Origin of the sequence: Bradyrhizobium murdochi, from assembly GCF_000472965.1 — a bacterium.
GTDB classification, from domain to species: domain Bacteria; phylum Pseudomonadota; class Alphaproteobacteria; order Rhizobiales; family Xanthobacteraceae; genus Bradyrhizobium; species Bradyrhizobium murdochi.
On the sequence record NZ_AXAU01000015.1, the window covers coordinates 136,014 to 160,813 of the forward strand.

At 59.4% G+C, this 24,800-nt stretch carries 20 protein-coding genes and 1 pseudogene; 6 read left to right on the plus strand and 15 right to left on the minus strand.

Going from position 1 to position 24,800, the window contains the following annotated elements; genetic code table 11:
* The first annotated feature begins 410 nt into the window (after positions 1–410).
* On the plus strand, positions 411–941 hold the full coding sequence (locus YUO_RS41730; RefSeq protein ID WP_035727621.1) for a LysR family transcriptional regulator: 531 nt from the start codon (positions 411–413) through the stop codon (positions 939–941).
* A 36-nt stretch (positions 942–977) separates the two neighbouring features.
* Positions 978–1,232 carry a type 2 periplasmic-binding domain-containing protein gene (locus YUO_RS0125725; RefSeq protein WP_028349856.1) on the plus strand — a complete coding sequence of 85 codons (255 nt, stop codon included), beginning with the start codon at positions 978–980 and terminating at the stop codon, positions 1,230–1,232.
* 200 nt (positions 1,233–1,432) lie between these two features.
* Here YUO_RS0125725 and YUO_RS41735 read toward each other — a convergent pair whose 3' ends face one another.
* Together YUO_RS41735 and YUO_RS41740 are read right to left on the minus strand one after the other, a co-directional pair.
* The gene (locus tag YUO_RS41735; protein WP_235782828.1) at positions 1,433–3,310 is read right to left on the minus strand and encodes an MFS transporter; all 1,878 of its coding nucleotides are present in this window, start codon (positions 3,308–3,310) and stop codon (positions 1,433–1,435) included.
* On the minus strand, positions 3,307–4,221 hold the full coding sequence (locus YUO_RS41740; RefSeq protein WP_051379658.1) for an alpha/beta fold hydrolase: 915 nt from the start codon (positions 4,219–4,221) through the stop codon (positions 3,307–3,309). The genes YUO_RS41735 and YUO_RS41740 overlap by 4 nt, the downstream gene beginning before the upstream one ends.
* A gap of 137 nt (positions 4,222–4,358) precedes the next feature.
* Between YUO_RS41740 and YUO_RS0125745 the strand changes: the two genes are divergently transcribed.
* On the plus strand, positions 4,359–4,577 hold the full coding sequence (locus tag YUO_RS0125745; protein WP_028349858.1) for a hypothetical protein: 219 nt from the start codon (positions 4,359–4,361) through the stop codon (positions 4,575–4,577).
* Here YUO_RS0125745 and YUO_RS0125750 read toward each other — a convergent pair.
* The 5 genes from YUO_RS0125750 to YUO_RS46500 form a co-directional block, all read right to left on the minus strand.
* The gene (locus YUO_RS0125750) at positions 4,549–4,911 is read right to left on the minus strand and encodes a hypothetical protein (protein ID WP_028349859.1); all 363 of its coding nucleotides are present in this window, start codon (positions 4,909–4,911) and stop codon (positions 4,549–4,551) included. The two genes, YUO_RS0125745 and YUO_RS0125750, sit on opposite strands and share 29 nt — an antisense overlap.
* Positions 4,912–5,788: 877 nt before the next feature.
* The gene (locus YUO_RS43955; protein ID WP_051379659.1) at positions 5,789–6,094 is read right to left on the minus strand and encodes a helix-turn-helix domain-containing protein; all 306 of its coding nucleotides are present in this window, start codon (positions 6,092–6,094) and stop codon (positions 5,789–5,791) included.
* A 468-nt stretch (positions 6,095–6,562) separates the two neighbouring features.
* Positions 6,563–9,199, minus strand: a complete 2,637-nt coding sequence (locus YUO_RS0125760; protein ID WP_235782829.1) for a CehA/McbA family metallohydrolase — start codon at positions 9,197–9,199, stop codon at positions 6,563–6,565.
* Between the two features lie 1,586 nt (positions 9,200–10,785).
* Complete coding sequence (locus YUO_RS0125770; protein ID WP_051379660.1) at positions 10,786–12,045, minus strand: MFS transporter; 1,260 nt, start codon at positions 12,043–12,045, stop codon at positions 10,786–10,788.
* A 294-nt stretch (positions 12,046–12,339) separates the two neighbouring features.
* Positions 12,340–12,597 (minus strand): hypothetical protein, encoded by a 258-nt coding sequence (locus tag YUO_RS46500; RefSeq protein ID WP_156908773.1) that lies wholly within the window; start codon positions 12,595–12,597, stop codon positions 12,340–12,342.
* Between the two features lie 1,025 nt (positions 12,598–13,622).
* Here YUO_RS46500 and nodU point away from each other — a divergent pair.
* Positions 13,623–15,293, plus strand: coding sequence for a nodulation protein NodU (nodU, locus tag YUO_RS41750; RefSeq protein ID WP_035727625.1), 1,671 nt, complete (start codon positions 13,623–13,625; stop codon positions 15,291–15,293).
* Entirely contained in the window at positions 15,275–15,622 is a 348-nt protein-coding gene (locus YUO_RS46505; protein WP_156908774.1) for a hotdog family protein, read from the plus strand. Before nodU ends, YUO_RS46505 begins: the two co-directional genes overlap by 19 nt.
* A gap of 162 nt (positions 15,623–15,784) precedes the next feature.
* On the opposite strand, the gene YUO_RS0125785 is transcribed toward YUO_RS46505, so the two are convergent.
* The 8 genes and pseudogenes from YUO_RS0125785 to YUO_RS46510 form a co-directional block, all read right to left on the minus strand.
* Complete coding sequence (locus tag YUO_RS0125785; protein ID WP_028349864.1) at positions 15,785–18,067, minus strand: xanthine dehydrogenase family protein molybdopterin-binding subunit; 2,283 nt, start codon at positions 18,065–18,067, stop codon at positions 15,785–15,787.
* The gene (locus tag YUO_RS0125790; protein WP_028349865.1) at positions 18,064–18,555 is read right to left on the minus strand and encodes a (2Fe-2S)-binding protein; all 492 of its coding nucleotides are present in this window, start codon (positions 18,553–18,555) and stop codon (positions 18,064–18,066) included. Before YUO_RS0125790 ends, YUO_RS0125785 begins: the two co-directional genes overlap by 4 nt.
* 185 nt (positions 18,556–18,740) lie before the next feature.
* Positions 18,741–18,809: pseudogene (pqqA, locus tag YUO_RS48525) on the minus strand (pyrroloquinoline quinone precursor peptide PqqA); the annotation flags it as partial.
* Between the two features lie 135 nt (positions 18,810–18,944).
* Positions 18,945–19,577 carry a hypothetical protein gene (locus YUO_RS0125800; protein WP_028349866.1) on the minus strand — a complete coding sequence of 211 codons (633 nt, stop codon included), beginning with the start codon at positions 19,575–19,577 and terminating at the stop codon, positions 18,945–18,947.
* Complete coding sequence (locus YUO_RS0125805) at positions 19,574–20,068, minus strand: c-type cytochrome (RefSeq protein WP_028349867.1); 495 nt, start codon at positions 20,066–20,068, stop codon at positions 19,574–19,576. Before YUO_RS0125805 ends, YUO_RS0125800 begins: the two co-directional genes overlap by 4 nt.
* Before the next feature lie 132 nt (positions 20,069–20,200).
* Positions 20,201–21,988, minus strand: a complete 1,788-nt coding sequence (locus YUO_RS0125810; RefSeq protein ID WP_051379661.1) for a PQQ-dependent dehydrogenase, methanol/ethanol family — start codon at positions 21,986–21,988, stop codon at positions 20,201–20,203.
* 102 nt (positions 21,989–22,090) lie between these two features.
* On the minus strand, positions 22,091–22,609 hold the full coding sequence (locus YUO_RS0125815; RefSeq protein ID WP_235782830.1) for a copper chaperone PCu(A)C: 519 nt from the start codon (positions 22,607–22,609) through the stop codon (positions 22,091–22,093).
* 233 nt (positions 22,610–22,842) lie between these two features.
* The gene (locus tag YUO_RS46510; RefSeq protein ID WP_156908775.1) at positions 22,843–22,989 is read right to left on the minus strand and encodes a hypothetical protein; all 147 of its coding nucleotides are present in this window, start codon (positions 22,987–22,989) and stop codon (positions 22,843–22,845) included.
* Positions 22,990–23,839: 850 nt separating this feature from the next.
* On the opposite strand from YUO_RS46510, the gene YUO_RS41770 reads away from it, so the two are divergent.
* On the plus strand, positions 23,840–24,769 hold the full coding sequence (locus YUO_RS41770; RefSeq protein WP_198028091.1) for an enoyl-CoA hydratase/isomerase family protein: 930 nt from the start codon (positions 23,840–23,842) through the stop codon (positions 24,767–24,769).
* Positions 24,770–24,800: the final 31 nt, after the last annotated feature.

The following is a 24,800-nucleotide window of genomic DNA, read 5'->3' on the forward strand; positions in this document are numbered from 1 at the left end:
CTACCATTTTAGCATAGTCAAACGTGCTTCCTAATGACCCCACCACCGCCTTTGGCGAAGAAGCTGCTCGGCTTACCAGGTCGCGCGAGCTCCCGCCAGAACACCCACGGGGTCGAGACCGGCTGGCCGAGGTGGAGGCGAACGTAAAGGCCCTGCCCGCGGATGTACCGGCATCATTCTATGCAACCCATTCGGACAGGATCTCGGCGAACTCGGAAAAGCCGTGCGAAATTGTGAGCCCCGCCAACAGACTAAATTGCAACGCAGCCTTACAACAGCTGAAGAATCTCCTACAATCAATCTTGTTGTGGTTTTCGTCGAAAAATCTTCAATCGCGCGAGATAACCGCGCTTTCGTCATCTGGAAAGTATCATTTATGGGATAAATGTTAGAGAATCTAACGCCTGTGCATGCGCAAAATTCCACCTTTCACCGCTCTTCGTGCCTTTGAGGCATTGTCACGACATGAAAGCTTCTCGCAAGCTGCCGCTGAACTGAATGTCAGCCACAGCGCTGTCAGCCAACAGTTGCGGCTGTTGGAAGGATATTTCTCTTGTAAATTGGTGCGGAAGGCTGGCAACCGCATTGAATTGACGCCTGCAGCACGTTCTTACGCTTATGATGTACGCAAGAGCCTCGATCTGTTGGCCGTTGCTTCGGAGGACTTTGCCAGCTCCGGCTCTGCACACTGCATCCGCATCAACGCGACGCCATCGTTTGCGATACGATGGCTGATCCCCCGTATCGCGGCCTTTCAGCGACGGAATCCGCGTATCGAAATCCGGCTTGAAACCTCTCACACCGATGAGTTCGAGTCGAGCGTCGACCAGAGTGATCTTGTCATCCGGTGCTATCCTATGAAAAAGGCCGGATTAGCTTGCCGTCATCTTCTCCATGACGAAGCCGTGGCGGTCGGCTCGCCAGCGCTGCTGTCGGATTGAAAGTGCGAAGGATTTGAGGCGGAGCCGCTGCTGCACATGAAGAGCCGTATCTCGGCTTGGCCGGACTGGTTCCGTAAGGCTGGTATAGATGTCAGTCAGACGCCGCGTGGCCGAGTCTTTGACTACTTCTTCCTCTGCATAGAGGTGGCAATCAATGGCTATGGTATTGCTCTTGTGCCGGAGGCTCTCGTTTCGCTCGACATTGCAGAACGGCGCCTTGGAATTCTTTTTCCTCAATCACGCATCATTGGCTTTGGGTTCTACGGCCTATTTAACCCCTCAGCGCGCTAAGCCAAAACTGTTGAGCAGTTTATCACATGGCTGACGCAAGAAGACTAGCTCCACTTGAAGACGTTGGCTGAAGTTGAGTGGCCCTGGCTGTCCCCTCCTCGCAATAGTACTTCGCAGCAACCGGGAACGTCAGGTTGAGGATCGCCCACACGGACCGCGGATATCAGTGTCGCCGCTTTCGTCCACATCTTGCAGAGCTACTACAGCGGTCGCTTGCTCCCGGCACCACTGCCTCGTAGAGGCACCGGGATAATAAACCAGAACCATGCTGCGAGCTGAACTACAAGGTTGACTGCAAAGGCTATCTGGTAGCTAACTTCTGGATAATGGCCCTGTTGAGGTGTCCAGTACTGAATCAAGAAACCCACCAGGTACTGGATCAGAAAGGCGCAACCGATGTGAAAGACGTTGAGCGCCGCGGTGGCACGTCCAGCAAGCTCTTTTGGGAAGAAATCGGCCAAAATCGCGTAGCTAAGGACGGTCGCCGCCCCGCAGGCAGCGACAATCATCCACGGAACAGATGATGACAAGGGTACTCGCAGGATTACTGCCAATTGGGCTATGAAGAACAGAACTGCGACCAAGCCCAAGAGCGGTCGTGGACCTATCCCGTGCCGACGAAGCTTTTGAGCCGCAACACCTAGAACCAGGGCGCCCGCACTCGATGCGATTGCCATGAAAAAAAGATTGCGCAGCAATTCCGATCGGTCCAGGCCCTCGACATCGGCGAACCACTGGGCAGCCCACAACCCCTGTAACGCCCAGGCCGTACCAATGCAGGTCGCAGAGAGCGGCGCCAAACGCCAGAAGCGCGGGTCTGAATAAATCATTCGTAGTCCAATGGTAGTCCCCTTCGCGGCGAATGACCACGTGCCCGTTGGCACAAGAAGGAAAATTGCAAGGGCGCATCCAACCGATGCAATGGCTAGGAGCTCAAACAATCCCCGCCAGCCGATCGACCCGAGCAGGTGTTCGGCCGGCAACGTTGCCGTCACGGCCCCAAAGGACCCCAGCATGATCATTAGGCCATTGAGCAGTGGCACCTGCTCGGCGGGAAACCAGAGAACGACGGCCTTCAATCCGGCCGTCAATGCTGCAGAAGCGCCAAAGCCGATTAACGCCCGGCCTAGAAGAAGAAGCCAAAAGTTGTCGGAGACGGCAAACAGCGCTGCCCCGGCGGCTGCGGCCATCAGCACGACACTCTGGACTTTCCGCGGACCGTATCGGTCCACTAATATCCCGATAGGAATTTGGGCGGCCGCGAAGGTCAGGAAGTAGATGGACGTCAGGAGACCGAGGTCGTCGGCACCCAGACCAAACTCATAGGTCAATGGTGCAGCTATGGTCGCGTTGATGGTGCGAAAGAGAAAAGAAAGATAGTAAGCTGCGACGAAGGGTAAGAAGACGCGTAAAACTAAAAGCCAATCTGTGGGGAAGGCTCGTGACCGCTGCGGCCCCGTAGCACGCCATGGCGCCAGAAACGGCCGCCATATCGCGCCAGCCATTGTTTGTTCTGCTCTTGTATCGGGCTCGCGATCGAAGGCTGCGCTTCGAGCAACAGGCGGAGATTGTGGTTTGTTGCCGGGGACAGACGCCGCAACGCCGTTTGGTTCCTGGTGTGTGGAGCGGGCCGACCCTTCTTGCCTCACCGGTTGTGTTGCAAGATGCGTCGGATCAGTCGAATTCACCCGCTCAATTGTTTCCTTGATAAGCGACGTTCCTAGATGAACCCGCCTTGTCACCTGTGCAGCAAATTCGTCGAAGCGCGCCAGTCCCAGGGTACAGGCGGCAGGTTGGTCGGCGGCTGCAAGCGGAGGCGTGACGGCGAGAAGAAATCGAGCCTGAAGCGCAACAGCCTCACTCACAATCCGCAACTCTTGATGAAGCTGCTCGAGGTTCTGGTTGATGGCGTTCAGCCGGCGATCAACCGAGGGGTCATCGACGTCATGATCTGGCCCGAAGAAATCAGTGAGGGCAGCCTCAATGATCTCCGATTTGGTGGCCCCGGGACGTTGCGCTGCGACTGCTAGCCGCGCGGCGACGGGCTCGGAAAGGTAGATAGCGATCCATGACTTCATGGAAGCGCTCCGTCGAAATTCAATCGAGCGGCCGTTGAGTTCTCATGTCCCCAGCCGGACTGTGTCCGCAGGCCGGTATGACCCCAGCTTCCTCGCTCGACCGCGCTGAAGAACGCTTCTATTTGCGCGTTGAAGGCCGCAGGTTCTTCGAGATTGATGGCATGGCCCGTATTGGGGCACACCCAAATGCCGGCGGCGGGAATTGTGGATTTGAGCATCAGGCCGGTTTCTAGACATGGCTTGTCTTCGTCACCCACGGTGAGCAGCACCGGGACCGTCATACGTGAAAATTCATCGCGGAAGTTGTGCAAAGACGGTCGCACGGCTTGGCACTGGAGCAAGGTATTGGCCATACCCTGCGCCGAATGCTGCTTGAGCCGGTCTACAAACTCCTGCCAGCCCTTCGGATCCTTGTGTTTCAGTTGGATTCGAGTGAAGTGGCGCGCCATTTTCTCTGCCATGGCATCCATACCTCGCGCCGCCAATGCGCGCGCGAGGACAGACGTGTTCTTCAACCACCTTTCACGATCCGAGGCTGGAGATCCCGCCCCTGCTCCGGCTGCGACGATCGCGCTGCTCTTTTCGCGGTACCGCAACCCAAACAGCAGAGCAGCATAGGCGCCCATGCTAGATCCAACTATGTGGGCGCGCCCGATCGAGAGATCGCGCATGACGATGCCGATGTCTTCCACGGCGACCTCCCAGCCGTATATGGCAGACTCGTCAGGAACGTCGCTCGGTGGATATCCACGCGCGTTGTAGGCGATGCACCTGTAGCCACGCGAAAAATAACGGATCTGCGCTTCCCAGCTGTGCAGGTCGGATTCGAATTCATGAACGAAAATGATTGGATAGCCCCGCCCATATTCCTCGAAATACAGCCTTATTCCACCTGAATCGATATAAGGCATCGACACCCCTTTTCTTGGAGCGCCGGCAAGACGTTGCCGCGCATCGAGTGCCGTTGTGGATGAGCAGGGATAAGAATGGAGGTGTCGATTACCGGCGAATCGGATTTCGACACACTTCTCTTGTCTGACGCGCGAGCGTGCCGCCGACCCGGCCCGATTCGGACTACGAAGCCTTCCAGCGAGACATCCTGCAACAGATCGCCGAGGCAACCGCGCTATCCTACGAGCAGCTCGAGCCCAGACTGATCGCGCCGGCACCGGTGCCGACCTGGCAGAAATGGTATCGCGGCGTGCAAATGCTGATCGATCAGGCTTCCGACGGCATCGTCAGTGGCCTGTCTCGTTGTCCCACATGACCCATCGGCGTACGTGTTCGCCTTTGGTGTTGAACTCGACGTTTTTCCATCGCCTGCCAGCAGAGGAATAGGTTCTGAACGGATTATCATAGATCGCGTTGGAGTAGCCGATCGGAACGCCCCGCTCGTAAATGATCACTCGCTTGACATGGACAGGAAGCCATAAGCAGGCGAAGAACGAGCCGGGCGTCTCCGTCGGCAAAATTAGATAGATGGGAGCGATATCGTCGCGGTTGGGGACTTCTTCGACGTAGGTAGCCTTGAAATAGTATGCCAGCGAAAAATAGGAGCCCGTCGCCAGGGCGACGGCAAGCGCAATCTTAAACTTCATCATTTGCGATCCGGGGGGAACGCATATCGGCGATGTAGACAGCCACCACGCCGATTGCGAACAGGACACGTCGCGCAAAACCCGCGGCGCGTCCGATCGCTGCCGATTGCACCAAGGCGCGACATAGTCGCAGCCCGGCGCATGGTTGCCAGAACCCCAGATCAGTCCGCATAGCGCCAACGCGAGCAACGCCAATGCGGCTACCGATACGATCGATCGCCGACCCGCGCGCTCGGAAGGTAATTGTCCATCATTGGAAGTTGCCCCAGCAGGTCATTTCGCCCCGATTGATCCCGGAGAAACCGGCTTGGGATGCCGAGGGGACAGGGCGGGGACAAATCGTCTCTACCCCGATGTCCCCGCTGATTTGCGGCGAATGACGGCGGGTTCGCGCCGAAATTCACAGGCGGAACGGGGACAAACGCGAATGTCCCGCTAAAACTCTCGGGGGACCGCGACCAGCGCGGCCTCGATGGCGATCTCTGAGCGCCGCAACGACCGACCCGCAGCCTCTGGCCCGCAGCGTCAGGGGAGGATGGCAGGCTGAGCGATCTTTACCTCGCGAGGAATGCCGCCGCTTGGCGGCAGGGCGCGAACGAGCCATGGCGGGTAAGAGCCGGCGAACTTTTTGTGGCGCGTGATCCGTCAGCAAGAGGCCGCTATGGACGTGGGCGCAAACAGCAGCGGCTTACAGGAACTCATCACCGCCATGATGACAACACCACTCTGCAACAGTAGCTTAAGGCAGGGCGGCCTTTCTGCGCCGCCCCCGATTCAAAGTAAAAAAACCTCGATCGGACGCGCGTAAAGGCGGGCTTTGGTATTCCAATTGAGCCTCCGCCCGAGGATTGACCATCAGTGCGAAGCGTTCGGGCCGGCGCTACAATTGAGAGGCGTCGACCTCCTCGTCCGGGAAGTTCTCGCCTCCGTCGTCTGGATCCAGCTCCTTTTCCTGAATCCCCCAGATCTTTGCGTTTTCCGGGTAAGCGTCGATCTCGCCGGAGGTGCGCAAAACGAACGGCGCGTCCGGCCAGGAGAGCAAGAGCGCCAATTCAGCGCGGGGGCGGCCATGCTCGATCTCGATTACCCTCCAATGCGCTTGGCCAGTGCCGGACTGGTGGAGCTTGAGACGTTTGCGTCTGTCGCGAATGGTGGCGCCGATGTCGGCTGGGCTTTGTATGAGCACGGCGATCCAAACGTCAGCGTTCGCCTACATCGTCGTATGTCACCACTCGCTGACAATTGAAATGTAGACGTCCACGTACAATTCCATACGTCCGGACTCGTTGGATCTAGCCGGAAAATCAAGCCGGATCAGACCCTTATGGAATTAAGTTAAACCTGTGGCGCTCCCCGCGAGCTTTCGCTGCATCAGTGGGGAAACAGGCCCATAGGAGATTTTTTTCAGACAATCTGAACCAGCTCAGGCGAATACGGCAAAGGGCGGTGATCGATGGTTATCTCACTGCGGGCTACCTAGCATCTCACTATCTGTCCGAGCGTCCAATGTTCTTCGTAGCCTAAATCGATCGTCGATGGCATGCCAGTGGGACATAGCCGGACGTGCCATGGTCCGGGTGCGCCCACGCGACGACGCCAACACAGACAAGCGAAAACGAACAGCAGAATCCTTTTATCCTACGTTTTTGTTTCATCAATGCTCGCGGTCAACGTGAACCGAATGGATCGGCACATGCTCGTGGCTGGCGCCGAGTTCGTGAAGCCTGTGATGAAGGCGATGATGTGCAAGCTCCAGGACAGCCCGCAGCCTTGAGTGCCGCGCTTCATCGGTCTTGGGTGCGATCGTATCCACGTAGGCGATTGATCCCTCAATCTGCGCGAGGACCGAGACCGCGTCCGCGGTCGCAAAGACGGGTTTGTCACCGACGTCGACATACACGGCACTGGTGTGGGCCGCAATGTCGGCCTCGCGCCCGGCGACACTGCCTCGAACACGGATAGCGACCCAACAGGACTCGGTGACGCCCAGCTCGAGGTGGCCGTTGCACGACAAGTCGCCGCATCGCACTTCATCGACGACAGTGCCGTTGCGGATCAACTCCACACGCGTCGGGCGAACGCTGACCGATTCGATCCGCCAGTCGATACTGACAGTGCCGCCTGAAGGGGGAATCGCGATCTTGCTCCCGGGACGCCGCCCTTCTACCGTCATGTCCACGAGCGGCCCGACTGTGATGAACGTGTCGCCGCTGCGCACAGCATCCATCCAGTTGCGGTACGTAAAATCGCGCGCGCCCAGCTGCGCATAGGTCCGCGAGCCGCCGAGAAGCGCGGACGCGTCCATCTTGTCGGAACCTGCCACCAGCGGAAGGTGGTAGCCAATGTTGAGGTACCGGTACCAGTCGGCCAGACCGAAGGCGCTGATCTGCGCGGTTAGCGGGTTGAACGACATCATCTCCATCGCGTCGATTAAGCCGAGCACGATATCGGCCGCCCGCTCGGCCTGCGGGTTGGGCGAGTGCGGCATCACGACCAGTCCCCCTTGCTGCCGGCAACGCTCCGCCCAGTCAGCCATGATCGCTTCCAGCGGATCGCCGATCGCCGCTTCGTTCGGTCCGGCGCAAGAGAGCGGATTGATGATCTCGCCTTCGTAGCCGAGAAGCGAGATGTGCCCTAGAACCTGCATCCGGTTCTCCGTGCCGACGCGGACGAGGAACTCTCCGTCGCCGCCGAAATCCTTCGCCCCGATCGTCGTGCGTCCGTCGAAATCGGCGACGTTGGTGAACAACTCGCCCCACTGCGCCGCGAGCAGGTTGACGACGTTGACACCCTCCGCCTTGCCCTCTAGCAGGGCTGTCTGCGGGCTCAGGAAATGGACGTGCGTATCGGAGCTGACCCAGCCCTGTTCGCGCCAGCGCAGCACTCTGTCCAGCTCGAAGGTAAGGCTTTCCGTATCCGTGGTGACTTCGACGATGCGACGCACAGGCCGCACCTCGAAGCCCCTGCTGATCTCGACGTACACGGGCCCAATCGGCAGGTCTGCGTCGCAGCTGCCATCCACATAGGCGTACTGGTTTAGGCCGTTCGCCAGCTCGCCGGCGAAGTTCTCGAACCTGCCGGTGTTCACCTTGCGGTGGTGTCCCTTGGGCGGCAGATACTCCCCGTGCGCGCCGTGGAGATGCAGGCGTGCGGCGACACGCACACCGCTGACCTTCTCAACGATGCGGATCTTGACGGGTCGCGTCGCCTGCTCGATGGGCACCGCGTCCAGCGATGTGCCTGCTGCGTTACCGATGGCGCCCAGCGATTGAAGGTCCTGAACATGCAAGCGGCCGTCGTCGGAGCGCAGGTAGAGCCTTGCGTCGGGGTGCGCGGAGTACTCGACGATGATCTCGTCATTGGAGCGCACAGGCTGCACGTCAGGCTTGTCACCGAGCCAATCCGTTCTGGAGTACTCAAGTACGGCGCGGGCGGAGATGACCGAGCCCAGGTCCATGCCGATTTGCTCGCCGCGATGGTCGACATCTAGTTCGCCGAGCTTGTTCAGATGCACCCCGGGCGGCAGCCGCATCCTCAGCTTGCGACGGCCCTGCAGGCGCAGCGGATGCCTCGACAGCTGTGTCGTGCTCACCGCATAGACGAGCGAAGCCTCTTGCTCCGGACGCAGGCTCAGGCCCACGAGCTCCTTCTCTGGATGCGGATTTGGCAGCGCATAAAGCCACAAGTTCTCGCCTTCACGATCCATGCGTCCCGATTCGGTGCGAGCCTCGCTGTTGATGAAGCTAGTGCCCGCCGCTCGCCCGAGCGCGAAGTTTTCTCCGGTGCTCGCGTGCACGATGGGCCCACGCAACGGCACGGCCCCGAATGCACTCGCACTCCATACGATGTGTTTCTGCTGGATTGCGAACCGCCGCAGCACGGGCACGTCCGCGACGCTGTCGTCGGCATATCGGAGCGCATACGTCGACACCCGATTGCCGAGCGGGTTGCCGTCCGCAGAGTGCGCGGCTGGCCCGATCTCGCCAAACCCTTCAGGCCTCACGGGTTGATGGTCCGTGACCACATGCACAAAGAGCACGTAGCTGGCCAATGTGGGTAACAGTGAGATTTCGGTAGGACCCTCCCCAGTCCGCAAGGCCAGCACATCGGGCCCTGCATCGTCGCCGAATAGAAACGGGATGCCGCGATGCGTCTGCGGCCCCCGCAATGAGTCGATCCAGCCGGTGTCGCCCGCGCGCTTGCCGAGCCGCTCGTCCAGCTCCCGGCGCCTGGCATTGAAATATGGCTTCAGATCCACGGGCGTGAAGTGCGGCGATGAGGGTGTTTTCATTCGATGGACTCCAGTTCTGGGAAGTCGTCGCCGAGTCCTATTGATTTGGCAGCAAAGCGTTGAACTTTTTCGACTGGATGAAGTCGCATGACGTATGGACAAAATAGACGAGAGGTCACTGGCGATCGGAATTCCGATTGAGCGTCGAGGGCAAGCAAATGGATGATGGTACTGTCATAGTGGCGTGTGCGCGGGACCCTGAATGCAAGGAGAACACGGGTGTTCGCAACACTTCTGGCGGAGACGATAGCTCGTGTACTTCCGTCAGCTGAGGTAACGCTGTAGACCACGCCTACAGTGGACACGAAGCATCTCAGTTCGACGTAACGTAAAAGCATTTCTTTGGGACCTCGGTGACGTCGGCGACATTCCTACCTGAGAGCAACCCGCCGGTTTTCCGCAGTCGCTCCCGAGACAGCTCCCGGACTTTGCGGCCTCGGCGCATATTCAGTAGATCCGGCCAGCCGGCGCTAGCCCCGTCAGAATGCAAGACTTCGAAGAAGTAGCTATCGAAGATCAACTCGACTTTCTCTGCAGTGTCGATATCGCGCACGACTGCTCTTTGGGTAACGCATCCATTTGTAAGAATTCCAGGCGGTCGCTCGTATGCCGGAGCCGACGCTGTGCGCGATCAACTCGTCACGGTACGCTCCGCGAAATATCGGTACTTGGCGCCTCGTGAGCCCAAGTGCTAGGCCAGACAGCCATAATGCCAATACCGCGGCGATGGCCGTGGCCGCGGTATCTCGGCTGGTGTTCGGGATTGCCGGATCGTCGAAGTCCCAAACCAGATCCACGGAAACATGGTCGATCCGCCAGTCCAGCACGCGGCCACAGGGGCTCCGTCGGGCGAACCATGGCGGCATAGCCGGTGTACAGCATAGCCCATACCTACGCACGTCCCATGCTGACGTCGATGTAGCCTTTGCGTGTGTGTGTGTGTGCGTTCTGCCCACCTTACCGGTGGGAGGGTCGAGCGTGGATGATGGGGTGACCAAATCATCCGGACGCACATGGATTTCGAGCAGCCGCCGCATGTAAGCGTTGGCGACCGCCTCCACCTGAGAGTTGCCCAGCTGGGCCAAGGCTCAGTAAACCAGGCTTGTCGCCTAGGGCGAGTGGCTGCTGCTCTCCGCAGCCCCAACAGCACTGGCCTCTTCGACCTTGCCGCCTGGAGGGCAAGTTCGCGCCCGGCTTTATTTCTGAGGAATGATGCTTCCGAGTGCGGCACGGTGATAGAAGCCAAAGCCCTAGAAGACTGTCCATTGCAAGGAGCGCCGCAGCATCCGGCGCAGCGCTGAATTCCCGTCGGCATTTGGGGACCGCTCTGCTTCAGCAATAGCCGCGAGCCAAAGCTCGCCGACGAACGCCCCTCCTGTCCAAGCGCCATCGGGCGTGAACGTCCATTCTCCGTGCCCAATGCGCGCCCAGTGCGGCAGCCCTGAGTTGTCGCGCCTCGGGTCTGCGCAATATGCGCCAGCATACTCGTGCGCTCGGAGAGATATCCGTTTCTCGACAAGGTTTGGCTCCAACAGAATTCCTCCGCTCGCCTTGCCGCGGCGCGCGGAGTAGGCAGACAGACGGGTTCAGTTGCCGATGTAGACGCGGCCGCGGTTCTTGGCGATGCGATAGACCACTACACTCAGCAGCGCTATCAATGATCCGTAGACGGGAAATATCCAGGTCATGTGCTCGCGTTGCAACCACACCATGAGATAAGGTGAAGTCCCGCCAAACAACGAGACGCCCAAAGCATAGCCGAGCGCTACCCCCGTCGTCCGAACGGCACGCGGCATCAGCGTGGTGGCGATGAAGTTGTAAAGCCCCATGTTGAAGCCTACGATAGCTCCGCCGAACACCATCACGATGAAAAAAGTGGAGATGCTCTTCTCCGAATAGACCAATGTAAGAAAGAAGCACGGGATGAGCAGCAGGCGCAGCAGCGTGAACGCGCGGGAGGGTCGCATCTTGTCTGCGAAGGCGCCCACGTACGGGGCGGTGACCATCCAGGTTAGCCCCATCAGCGTCAGGATTCCGAACACCCAGGTGCTGTTCTCCTTGAACACCGTATTGGCCATATTGGGCAGACCCGCAATCCATGCGTAGTTAGCGATCTGCACCGATCCGATGACCAGAATGACCGCGAGCAACGAGAGCCGAACGCTCCAGAGCGTTTTCCATATGCCGCTGGTCGTTTCCTGAATGCGCGACAACTCATCTTGGCGATGCATCGCGCGATTGACCAAAGTCTCCGGCATGGCTGTCCGCAGATAAATGATAAACAAGCCGAGCACGCCGCCAAACGCGATGGGTATACGCCACGCCCACTCGCGCATCACCTCAGGTGCCACCGAGGCACTCACCAGAAAGGCGACCATGCTGGCCCCGATTGCGCCCAGCTGAATGAACGTACCACCGATCAGGCCAAGGTAACGCCCTTCCTTGCCCGGTGGCGCTAGTTCGATCGCGATCGCGTTCGCGACACCCGACTCGGCGCCAAGGGAAAGTCCTTGAACGATTCGAATAAGAAGCAGCGCCACAGCTGCCGTGACGCCGATATCGTCATAGGTCGGCAAGATGGAGATCAGCAATGAGGACAGCGCCATCGCCGTCACCGAGATCATCATTACTCGCTTATGGCTGATCCGATCTGCGACTGGACCAAGCAAGGCAGCCCCGAGCGGCCGCGCGAGGAATCCCGCTCCAAACACCGCGAGCGCCGCGAGCAGAGAGGTGATCGGATCACCGGAAGGAAAGAAGTGCGGCGACAGAAACGCGGCCATCACGCCGTAGATGTTCCAGTCATACGCCTCCAGGGCTACGCCTCCACCGAGACCGACCGTCATTCTCCTAGTGACAACTAGCTTCTCTGGCTGGATCGGGGCAGCAGTGGGGTGAGTGATATCGTGCATTTGTCCGGTTCGCTCGGCTGGTGAAAATCGGTTACGAATATCGATGGGGACACTTCAGGATAGGATCGCGTCTGGCGCAGTCGCGTCATATTTGGCAATCAAGTAAGCGGCGCCTTGGCAAATTGGCCAGTGACGATCCAACGCTCTGGCATATTCCGCCCATCGGCTTCTGTCTGTTCACGGCCGCATCAATCGACGGCGGTTCGGTCGAGCGTGCAACACGCGCGATCATGCCTGCAGCTCTTGCATCATCTGCACTTCGCCGCGGGGTTGCGACCGCGGACCAATCTGGATCCCTATCCCGCCGCTCGTCTCAGCCTTGGCGAATTCCAGCGCCGTAAGCTGATAATGATTGTCCGCAGCCAGCGTGTGGCCGAGCATCATGACGATCTTGTCGGCCGATTGCGCACCGGCAACGACCGCAAGCGCGCAGACAAAGATGCAGACTGAGAACGATCCAACAATACTGTGCAATGCGCTGCTCACGGTGTCTCCCCCCATGGTATTTTTATGAAGCGGCGATTGACGCCGATTGGGGGAAGTATGGCGATCTGCCAATTTCCGCGTTAGGACGCTTTTCCATATTTCTTGTACTTTTTGACGAGATGTACTTGGAAGCGGGAGTCAGAAACGAGCAACACGACGTTCACCGCACAAATATTTCGGTGCTTTACCAGGCGCATCAAATGGGATGACTTCGCGGAAACGCTATATGGCTGTTTTATTATCCTCACGGCGTCGGTGACGAATACTTGCAGCGCAACAACAAATCCATGCGACAGCCATCGATGAGGCTTCTTAGGAATCCAAGGATTTCGACAAAGCGTCTTGACGTCGGCGAAACGCCCTTTCTACCCTTCCGTTGCGCGAACCGCCGCTCGCGATGTGGTGCCTGCATCTTTGACAGCTTTCTCTCGCGTCATATTCATGCCAATAGCCGAGACGCTCCTGATCTTTCAGGGGCCATGCCGAGAAACGAGACAGTCGAACGATCGGTCGATGCCGAGGTTACTGAAAAGCAAAACCAGATTCCTTCCCCTGTTTGGCGTCTACGCGATAGCTCTCGAAGATCGGTGCATGGAAGGTCGGGTGTTGCGGCACCTCAACTCCTGACCTGACAAATCGGATAAATCGCCCGAGACGGAAAATCCGGCTCGCGGCCTACTTCGGAGAACGCTTCACGGTTGATGGGCGTCACGCATGCTCCTGTCCGAAAACACACGTGCCAATGTTGGGAACCCGCCAAGCTGATTGCGAACGCGAGTTTGAGCCGGGAACGGCGTTGGATTCCTCTGAATCCCGGTGGCCCAAATCATGCAATGCGGTAGCGAAGTGTCTTGTAATCGGATCTCGCGCTGGGAGACGACCTTAGACATCTGGAACGAAAGATTGATTGAGCTCGACGCGAGCAGCGCCAGGAAGACTCGTTCACCGGCTGCTTACTTGCATGCTTTCAGCGTCTGGTTCACTCGATACGAATCGAATTCGTCAGCGTTAGCTATGGAGAAACTATGCGCATCTGCGGTATCAAGCTGACGCATGACGGAGCGATCGCTCTTGTCGAGGATGGACGGCTTGTCTTCTGTGTCGAGCAGGAAAAGCGGAGCAACAATCCGCGGTATCAACGCATCGACAATCTCGATGCAGTTGTTCTCGCTTTGGCGGAGCACGGTCTGGACGTGGGGGATGTCGATCAGTTCGTCATCGACGGCTGGTGGGGGAAGGTAGATTCGCAGTTCCACGTCCTCAGTGGGGCGGCGCCTATCACTCTAAAAGGGGCGACGTATTTTGAGCGCCATACCGAAGGCTTTCTCACTTCGCGCGACGGCTTTGGCCTGATGCTCGGCGACACGGTCTTCCCTTATAAAAGTTATCCTCACGTCACAGGGCATGTGGCATCAGCATACTGCACTAGTCCCTTTGCCAAAGCCGGACAACCCGCGTTCTGCCTGGTGTGGGACGGCGGCACTTTTCCACGTCTCTATTATGTAGAACGCCGCGCAGCCCGGTTTCTCGGATGCCTATTCCCGATGATTGGCCAAGTCTATGCTGCCGCGGGCCATCACTTCGGACCGTTTAAGCAGGCGAACCGCACCGACTGGGACCTCGGTGTTGCCGGCAAGCTGATGGCCTACATCGCGCTCGGGTCTGTTGATGAAGAAATCGTCACGGTATTTCAGAAGCTCTATGAGGAGCGCTTTGCGGCCAACACTGAGCTTGTCCATCGTTACAGCGCGGAGGCCTCGCGTGGCGTGGGCTCCCCACTTGGGGCTGTGCATGACTTTTTCGAGGCCAGCGCGCTCCTGTTGAAGGCCAAGGCACCCGAAGATGTGCTCGCATCGTTTCATTGTTTTCTTGAGCGTCTGCTCCTCCGCGAAATGGCGACTGCTTTGCAGCGGCATTCGTGTTTGCCGCCGCGCAATTTGTGTATAGCCGGAGGCTGCGGTCTCAATATCAAATGGAACAGTGCACTACGTGCCAGCGGCCTGTTCGATGCCGTCTGGGTGCCGCCCTTTCCGAATGACAGTGGCTCGGCAATTGGCGCCGCTTGCTCCGCACTAGCGGCGGACAAGGGCTTCGTGCCGTTGGAATGGTCGGTCTATAGTGGTCCAGCCCTGCAAGCTCGCGATGTCCCGCCAGAATGGGAGGGCGCGCCGTGTAGCATGCGTGAACTTGCGACGATTCTCGCCAACAACAAGCCCGTAATTTTCCTTGCCGGCCGCGCCGAGCTTGGACCACGGGCATTGGGTAGCAGAAGCATTCTCGCAGCCGCAGCTTCGCCGCGAATGAAGGATTATCTCAATGATATCAAACTTCGCGAACACTTCCGGCCGGTGGCGCCGATATGCCTGGAGGATCGTGCGCCGGATATTTTCAGTCCTGGAACGCCGGACCCTTACATGCTTTTCGATCACCAGACACGAGCAGAATGGCGCGAAAAGATCCCAGCTGTTGTACATCTCGACCAATCTGCGCGATTGCAGACCGTTTGCAGAACCTCTCAGCACAAAATCGCCGAACTTCTCGTGGAATACGAAAAACTCACGGGCATTCCGCTGCTTTGCAATACAAGTGCTAACCTCCATGGACGTGGGTTTTTCCCGGATGCCGCAGCCGCCTGCGAATGGGGACAGGTTGAGCACGTATGGTGCGATGGCATGCTATGGACGAAAACTCCGTAAGCGCAGTGTCCTACCGATATGGCGTCACTTTCGATGCCCCGGTCTATTTTGGGAACACCGTCACCGCAAAGCTGGTGGTGCGTGAGAAGGACGAGGAGCGCAACACCTGCATCTTTACTGCCACGCGGTCACCAACCAGAACGGCTCTGTCGTGGCGTCAGGCAGCACTTCCTGAAGGACTTTTGATGCAAACAGCTGACTGTGGCGGCCTGGTAAAGTTTTGTCATACCGAAACCAATGCGGATCGGCAGCCGGCGTGCCAGGCCGCCCTCGATCAACCTGGCAAGCAAGCGCTGGTGCGTGCGGCCGGCCGAAGCCAGTCTCCTTAGTCGAATTCCCCGTTAAACAGGACAATTTGCGGGGATCCTCGGAATACGGGAACCGAACTAACCGATCTATTCGGTTGTCCGCTTCAGATAGTGCAATTCGAAAAAAATTCGCCGGAGAGGCCCCCCGGCGAGTCGTCCCTGTCGGGTGCTTGTGACTGGGGCTTACGTCTTCATCGCGCTCTTCACGGCTTCCGCCGTGATCGGCAGCGAGCGAATGCGCGCGCCGCAGGCGTTGAAGATGGCGTTGCCGAGCGCGGGCGCCACAACCGTCACCGCCGGCTCGCCGACGCCGGTCGGCTTGTCGCCATTGGCGATGACGTTGACGGCGACTTCCGGCGTCTGGCTCATCCGCAGCGGCGTATAAGTATCGAAATTGGTCTGTTCGATACCGCCGTCCTTCAGCGTCGCTTTCTCGTACATGGCGATCGAAAGGCCCCACAGCGCCGCGCCCTCGACCTGGGCGCGGATGTTGTCAGGGTGCACCTGCATGCCGACATCGGTGGCGACCGTCAGCTTCTTGACCTTGACCTCGCCCGAAGGCGCCACCGCGACATGGGCGACGCAGGCGGTCCAGCTTGCCGTGTTACGCTCCTGCGACGAGACGCAGGCGATGCCCATGCCCTCGCCCTTCGGCAGCTTGGTGGTGCCGTAGCCGGCCATGCCCATTGCCGCAAGCAGCGTGTTGCGCAGCCGCTGCGCGCCACCGTCGTTCTTGCCTTTGCCGTCCAGTAGCGCAATGCGATACTGGGCGGGGTCTTGTCCGGCTGCATGGGCGAGTTCGTCGATCATGCTTTCGACCGCCCAGAAGGTCCAGCCCGGCGCCACCGAGCGCAGCTGACCTGACGGCGTGGCGGTGTGCGCCAGCTCGTTCTTGATCGCGCGGACATTGTGATTGGGCACGGAATAGAAGAAGTCCGCGCCATTCACGGTGAACGAGTCGAGCGGTCCCTTCTTGTCGACCGAAGGCGTCAGGAAATCCGGGATTCCCCAGCGCGCGGTCGGCCAGGCCGAGACCACATCGTGATTGAGCGCGATCAGCTTGCCGTCAGCGTCCAACCCGGCTTTCACCTTCTGGTAGGTCAGCGGGCGCGAATAGTCCATGGTCATATCGTTTTCGCGCGAGTAGATGACCTTGACCGGCTTGCCGACAACCTTCGCCGCCTGCACCGCGGGCACCATCATGTCGGCATCGAGCCGCCGGCCGAAGCCGCCGCCGAGCCACATCTGGTGCATCACGACGAACTTCGGATCGATCCCGGCCGCTGCGGCCGCGATCGCCCCGGTGCGCGTCGCAAACTGGTTGCCGGAATAGATGTGCAGGATGTCGCCCTTGAACTCGGCGGTCGCGGTCATTGGCTCGAGCGGCGCATGGATGTTGATGCTGGTGGTGTATTCGGACTCCAGCACCTTGGCCGCGGTCCCGAAGGCCACCGCCGTATCGCCGTCCTTGACGAAGAACTGCCCGGAATCGTCGAGCGCCTGCAGCCGCTTGGCCTCGTCGAGCAACGACTGGCTTGCCAGCTGGGCGTTCGGCCCATTGTCATAAGTGATCTTCAGCGCGTCCGCCGCCTTGCGGGCGTTGGCATAGGTATTGGCCACCGCCACCACCCAGCCGGTCGTGCTGCCGGTCTTGTCGTCGAGCGTCACCGCCTTGATGAAGCCCGGCACCTTCTTTGCAGCGGAATCGTCGACCGACTTCACGGTCGCGCCATAGCGTATCGGCGGAGTGACGATCTTGCCGTAGACCATGCCCGGCAGCATGACGTCGATGCCATATTTGGCCGTGCCGTTGACCTTCGGAGGGATGTCGAGCTGCGGCACCGACACGCCGACCATGGTGTACTGATCGGGCGTCTTCAGCTTGATCGCCTTGAGCTCATCCGGCGTGAAGGTCTTGGTGATCTTGCCGCTCTTGACGATCTCGGCAAAGCTCATCGACTTCTTCGACTTCGGATGCGAGACGGTGGAGCTACGCACCACCAGTTCGCCGGCCGGCACGCCCATGATGCCGCTTGCTGCTTCCGTCAGTGCGATCCGCCCCGCGGCGCCCGCGCGACTCATCGCATCGAAATTCATCATCGTGCTCCAGCTTCCGCCCGTGATCTGCGCCCCCAGCACCGGGTCGTTGAACTTCGGATCGTTGGACGCAAGTTGCACCCGCATGTCCTTCCAGTTCGAGCCGAGCTCTTCGGCAACGATCTGTGCCATGGTGGATGCGATGTGCTGGCCCATGTCGGCCTTGCCGCAGGTGACGGTGACGATGCCGTCGGGCGCGATCGAATACCAGACCGAGGGTTCGAAATTGGAGGGCGCGGCGAGTGCCTGATCGATGCCGGGCACGGCGGCATAGCCGAGCACGAGGCCGGTGGCGGCCGAGCCAACCAGGAACGAGCGGCGGCTGAGATCGGTGGGCGCGCGCTCGATGACGTTCACGTGCTTATTCATGTGGCCCTCCGTTCGGTACGGGCGTTGGAGGCGGTACGCATTTCGGATGCGGCGCGCATGATCGCCTTCTGAATGCGCGAATAGGTCATGCAACGGCACAGATTGCCGTCCATATGCGCGATCACTTCATCCTTGGTGGGGTTGGAATTCTTGGAGAGCAGGGCTGCCGCCTGCATGATCTGGCCGGACTGGCAGTAGCCGCATTGCGGCACCTGTTCGGCGATCCACGCCTTCTGCAACGGATGATCGCCCTTGGCGGAAAGCCCTTCGATGGTGGTGATCTTTTTCCCGACGGCGTCGCTGACCATGGTCTGGCAGGAACGGACGGCTTCGCCGTTGACGTGAACCGTGCAGGCGCCGCAGAGACCCGCGCCGCAGCCGAACTTCGTACCCGTCATCTGCAATTGCTCGCGGATGACCCAGAGCAGCGGCGTATCGTGTGCCGCATCCACGGAGAGATCTCTGCCGTTGATGTTTAACTTTGCCATTTGCCAAAAACCTTCTTACGTGACGAATTCGAGGCGATTGAACTGACTGCATTCCGGTGAAAACGAGTGGCAGCATCGCAAAGCTGCGCTAACTCCCACAGTTACGGCACCCGCCCGCCGCTGACCTGCACCGGGCCGATCGGGCAACAAGCGAAATACCTCAAACGAAGCCTACCGACCGCGCTGGCACAGGCGTACATGTTGATTTCCATGCCCACCGGCAGTTCTACGATCTTCGGCGCGTTCCACTTCATCTCTTGTTTCCTGGAGAGGCTGAGCTTGGCCTGCGCATCGAGCACACGCCCTCTTGCATCCTCGGCAACTCTCCAAGCCCGATGACGCAAGTTGAAGAAGTGGAAACCACAAGGTACCGGCTCGGCAGAGAAGCCCTATTGCATCTCCCGGGTAATCCGAACATACGTCCGATCAACGAAGTCCCTCAGGTCTCGGCCGGCTCGTCTGAACAAGTTGCGCTCGACGGTGAGCAACCGGTCCGGCAGTGACTTTCTGCATGTGTCGCGGATGAAAACACCGCCGACCGGTTGCTCGTCGGCTTGCGCCTTCCCTTCGGTACATGTCCACCCTTCGCCGCCGTAACGAGACCTGACCTGCGCAGCGAGTAGAAAGGCCTTCTTCCGAGCATACAGTCTTGCATTCGGATCGGTTTCGATATCGAGGCCCGATACGATGCCCTTGCCGTCAATGAAGACGGTCAAAAGCACCGGATGACCCGCAATTAGCGTGCCTTCTCGGCTTGTCTCAGGATCGAACTCGAAGTGAATTGCTCGCAACCCATCGCGCTCGGTCGGGCACTCATCCCACGCGGACCAAGCTGGCAGCTTGGCCTTTGGATCCCTGGCGCAGTACAGATTCGCGTAGCCGGCGTCCGATACTATATGGACGGGCCTGCCAACGGTGATATCGCGAATGTCATATTCGGGCTCGACCTGCGCGACAGCGGCTTGCATCCCAACGGCAAGAAAGACCCCAACCGACATCACGGCGCGACGTGCCGATTTCATTTCGAGCCCTCAGTCCCCGTCTTGCTGGATGATTCCGCACCCGCCTTGTAGATGTCACATACGCGCGACGTGTTGCCAAAGAAGGTCGTACATTGAGCGTAGGTCGGCTCGCCCGCGCCCTTGACGTGGGCGATCACATAGTCAGCAACCGCTGCGATATCGTTCGGTCGCAGAAACGTGCCGCCCTCGGGCGGCATGCGTTCACCGACATCCTGCCGCGTCATATCGTAGCAGCTGGTTGTGTCATAGGCGCCTCGCACGAAGAACGGCATGCCCGTCCCGGGCCGGCCGCAAGCCACGGTCTCGATGATCTGCTCCTTGGTCAGCTCGGTCTTGCGCAGCGACAGCGCATCACCGCCGTAGCCGCCGCCGCCATCGCCGTGCCATTTGTGGCAGCCCACACAATTGGCCCTGCTGAATACGGCCTTGCCGGCATTGGTCGGGTCCGACACTGCTGCTTGCGCCGCCTGACCATAGGCGAGGCCTGACATCGAAAGATTCAGCGCGACGACGCTCACGAGCAGGACACTCGTCGCCGCCGGGGATGCGTTGAAAGCCATCATACCGTCTCTTTTCGAAAAGGTTGGAGGGTCCGGATTAACGGACCCTCCTTTGCGAGCAGGTCAGAGCGCGAACACGTAGAGCATCGACCCCGGCTGAATCTTCTTCAGCTCGCGCGTCGAATCGATGAACCATTTGTCCCAGGCGCCGCCCAGGCCGACCAGGATCGCGAAATACTGCTTGCCTTCCACGGTGAAGGTCATGGGCGGCGCGTTAACGCCGCCGCCGGTATTAAACTCCCAAAGCTTCTGCAGCGACTTGGCGTCAAGGGCCATCACTTCGCCGGACGGCTGACCGGTGAAGACGAGGTCGGGAGTGGCCAACATGCCACCCAGATTGGGGAACGGCGTTTCCATTTTTTGGGCGATCTTGCCGGTCGTCACATCGATCGCGGTCACGCTGCCGGTGATCTTGAACGGTTGGCTCGTGCCGCCGCCGGTCCAGAACTCACGCGGCTTCAGTTTCTCCGGCGTCATCACCTCGACCTTGACGCGATTGCAGCTCTCGATCACTGGGATGTACCAAAGCTTCAGGTCGGGATTATAGGCCGTCGGCGGCCAGTTCTTGCCGCCCATGTTGCCGGGGCAGATGTCGGTTTCCATGTTGGTGCGGCTCGGCGTCACCGATGCGATGTAGGTCTGCACGGGCTTGTTCGGATCGTACTCGATCGGCTTGCCGGTCTCCGGGTCGAGCCCCTTGGTCCAAGTGACCTTTTTAACGAACGGCACCCCCCACACGAACTTGCCGGTGGTGCGATCGATCGCGTAGGCGAAGCCGTTGCGGTCCGCTTCGAGCGCGAGCTTGCGCGGGCCACTCGGTCCGGGTATGTCGACCAGCACGTTCTCTGCCACGCTGTCGTAGTCATAGGGATCGTTCGGCGTGTGCTGGTAGTGCCACTTGATCTTGCCGGTCGTGGCATCAAGGGCGAGCGAGCTGTCGGTGTAGAGGTTGTCGCCCGGCCGATAGGCGCTGTCCCAGTCAGGCCCGGGATTACCGACGCCCCAGATGATCGTGTCCGTGGCGGGATCGTAGCTGCCGGTAACCCAAGTCGAACCGCCGCCGGAGGCGGCCGCGTTGTTGCTGTCTTTCCAGGTCTCGCTACCGGGCTCGCCCTTGCCCGGGATTGTGTAGGTGCGCCAGACCTCCTTCTGGGTGGCGAGGTCGGTGGCGGCGAGCCAGCCTCGAATGCCGTACTCCGCGCCGGCAACTCCCGTGATCGCCATGTTCTTGACGATCAGTGGCGCGCCGGTGATGACCTCGCCCTTGTCCGGATCGGCCACAGTCCGTTGCCACGCAACCTGGCCGGTTTCCTTGTTGGTCGCGATCAGCCGACCATCGAGCGTATGCGAAATGACGAGATCACCCCACAGCGCGACGCCGCGATTGTCGACGCCGCAGCACGCCACAGCACCAGCCCAGTCACGGTCCGTCTTGGGATCCATCTTCCAGACCAGCACGCCACGGCCACCATGAGCATCGATCTTGTAGACCGAGCCCCAGCCATCAGTCACGTACAGGAATCCGTTCTCGGCAATGGGAGTGCCTTCCAGCCCGCCATGGCTCCAGATCCCACCGCCTTCGACCCCGCCGAGGTGCATGGTCCACGCGACCTTCAGGTTCTTCACGTTATCGCGGTTGATCTCCTTTAGAGTAGAGAACCGGTGAGCCGAATAATTCTGATGATGATGAAGCCAATTGCCCGGCTCCTTGCCGACATTGAGCAGCCGTTCCTGAGTGACCTCATCCGCGGCACAGACCTGCGCTGCAGCCAGCATGCCTCCCGCGGCGATTGCAACCGCAACCAGCCGCGCTCGCGTCGATATTCTTGCGTGATCTGACAATCGCTCCATGAGTAGTGCCCTCCGTTGATATAATATGTTGATCGAACGTCCGGCACGCGTCCGGGCATTCGGCTGAGAAGCCTTATCAGCGGGCTCGACGGTCCACTGAGATCAAGGCGTTCGTGAAACCTGCACCTCCGTTTCTTTTGTTCCGGCTTTCTGGAAAACGACGGCGCATGTGAACGTCTCGCCGTCGACAAGTTTGTGGCGAGTCTGTAGCAGCATGACGTGGTATCCATCCTGCCTGAGCTCGAGCGTCCCGTTCTCCGGAATCGGAATTGACTTAATCGCACGCATGGCGGGCGCCCCTTCGCCGCGATCAACAGTGTGCTTTTCCGAAAAATTCGCGAATGGACAGCGGACGCGCAAGATAGCGTCAGCTTCGGCTGCATCGTTCTTGATTGTCAGCAAAAGCGGCAGATCGATACCGATCTGATCGGATGCGGAAACCCGGGCATTCGTCACCTTCAGCGCGTCGCTTGCGGCGGCGAATCCGGGCATCAGCGTCAGCCCAAGTCCGACAATCAAAAGTCGCATCGCAAAGAGCCGCAATCCGCCACCACCGCGCACAATCCGCCTGCCGCGATCGATGTCGGTGCGGCCGCGAAGTTCGTAGCGATTGTCATCCATGAAAAACGGAACCGCCAGCGGGCCGACATTATACAGGTTGGCAAAGAGCTGCAGTGGAATGACCAGCAGTGGCGCGCCAGTCGACCCGACGGCACGCGCGCTCGCAATTGCAATGGAGATCGCAACCGGCGCACCGAGCCCAAGAAGGACGTTGCCAACATGAAGACCCCACACGATCGCGCCTCCCCAACTGTTAGATGCGGCTCGATATTCCGACGCACCGACGGGTGTCTCTACTTACCGGGCGACAGGCGCGACACAACCATCTGCACCAGCGCATGCAAAATGAGCAGTGCACCGCCGACCGGAACGGCAAAACTAGGGTAGACCATCGAGGTCGGCACCGACCACGCGTTCTCCGTCCTGATTAGCGAGAGCACTTCGCCGCCATAGAGGGCGAAGACAATGCCAGCCCGATCATCGCGAGGTCGGTAATGTCCTGCACCGCGCCATGTGTAATCACGGGCAGACGGTCCGCTGGCGCCTTGACCCAGGATGGACCCAAAGCGTCACGCCAAATGTTTCACGCTGCCGCTCCCTCTTCGCGCTTTTTTTGATATACGACGATAGACTTCAATTGAGCGAAAGTATTGGCGAACAGAGCGCAACGCGTTAGGACGCATTTCCGAATTTCTTGTACTTTTTTACGTGACATCGGCATCTGGATAGCGCGCCGATCATCGCCGCGACGCACAATCGCTTCTGCGGTGACAAGTGCGCACCCCTTCGAGCCCCCCTCTGCACGCGATTGCCGAAAAATCCAAGCATTCGCACAAACTGTCCTAACGCCGGTACAGGGTCGCTTCTAACATTTGGAAGAGTAAGCCCACACGTCCACGGCAGCCGAAGCTTACTTCCAGGTTCGCAGATGTCGGGACGATCAGGAAGTGGCAGCTCTAAAGATCAGATCCAACATCATGGCCAAGCGACCTATCATGAACTGTTATGTGATCGGCGATAGCGCCGACGTCGCGAAGACCGTGGCCGAATATGACGTATATGCATTCGCAGACATTGTTGGCGACTTCTGCGGCGTACACCTCACTGAGGAGTACCCCAAAAATACGCGCCTCAAGAAGCGGATCGCGCAGGGAACGGTCTCGGTCGGCCTTCCCTCCACCGTGACGGGATATATGGTAGCAAAGGCTCCGGAAGCGCAGTGCCTACCGATATGGCGTCACCTTCGATGCCCCGGGCTATTTCGGGGACACCGTCACCGCAAAGCTGGTGGTGCGTGAGAATGATGAGGAGCGCGACACCTGCATATTTACTACGAGGTCACGAATCAGAGAGCGGCACTACCGCGGCCTCGGGCAACAACTACCTGAAGGTCCTTTGATGCAAACAGCTGACCGCGACAGCCTGGTGCTGATGGAGCAGCTCGGCGCCGTTCGCTTGCTCACCATCAATCGCGCCGACAAGATGAATGCGTTCACGCCGGCGCTGATGCACGAGCTGGACCACATGCTTGACGATGCTGCGCGGGATAGCGCGACCCGTGTCGTCATGATCACGGGGGCGGGTCAAAAGGCCTTTGTGGCTGGCAACGACATCGGTGGCCTTATCGAGATGAATGGTGTCGAGGCCTATCGCGACATGCAAAGTGGTCAGCGCGTCCTGTTCAGGCTATATGAATTCGCAAAGCCGACTATCGCCATGGTGAATGGCTATGCATTGGGCGGCGGCTTCGAGCTCGCGCTGGCGTGCGACTTCATCGTCGCGTCCGATACGGCGCGGTTTGGCTTTCCGGAGATTACACTCAATACCATCCCTGGTTGGGGCGGAACGCAGCTCGCGGTCAGAAAGATGGGGTTGGGGCGCGCCAAGGAAATGGTGTTGACCGGGCGCCACTATACGACCGCGGAATGCCGGGAGTTTGGGTTCATTCATGTTTTCGCTTCCGCGCCAGAGCTGAAGTCGGCGGCGCTGGCCTTTGCCGAACAGTTAGCGACGCACGATTCGTTCGCCATGGAAATGGCCAAGCGCAGCGTCAACCGCGCCGCCGAGATCCCGCTGAATGCGGGACTGGATCTGGAGGCCGCGAACTACGCCGTCAACTTCGGCACCACTGCCGCCCGCACGGGTTTGCGCGCCTTTGCCGCGCGCCGCAAGCCCAAAAAAGCGCTCACCGACAATTCGCCTTCCGAGAAATCCAAGTGATCCCATGAGCATGCCCCATTCGCTGAACGAT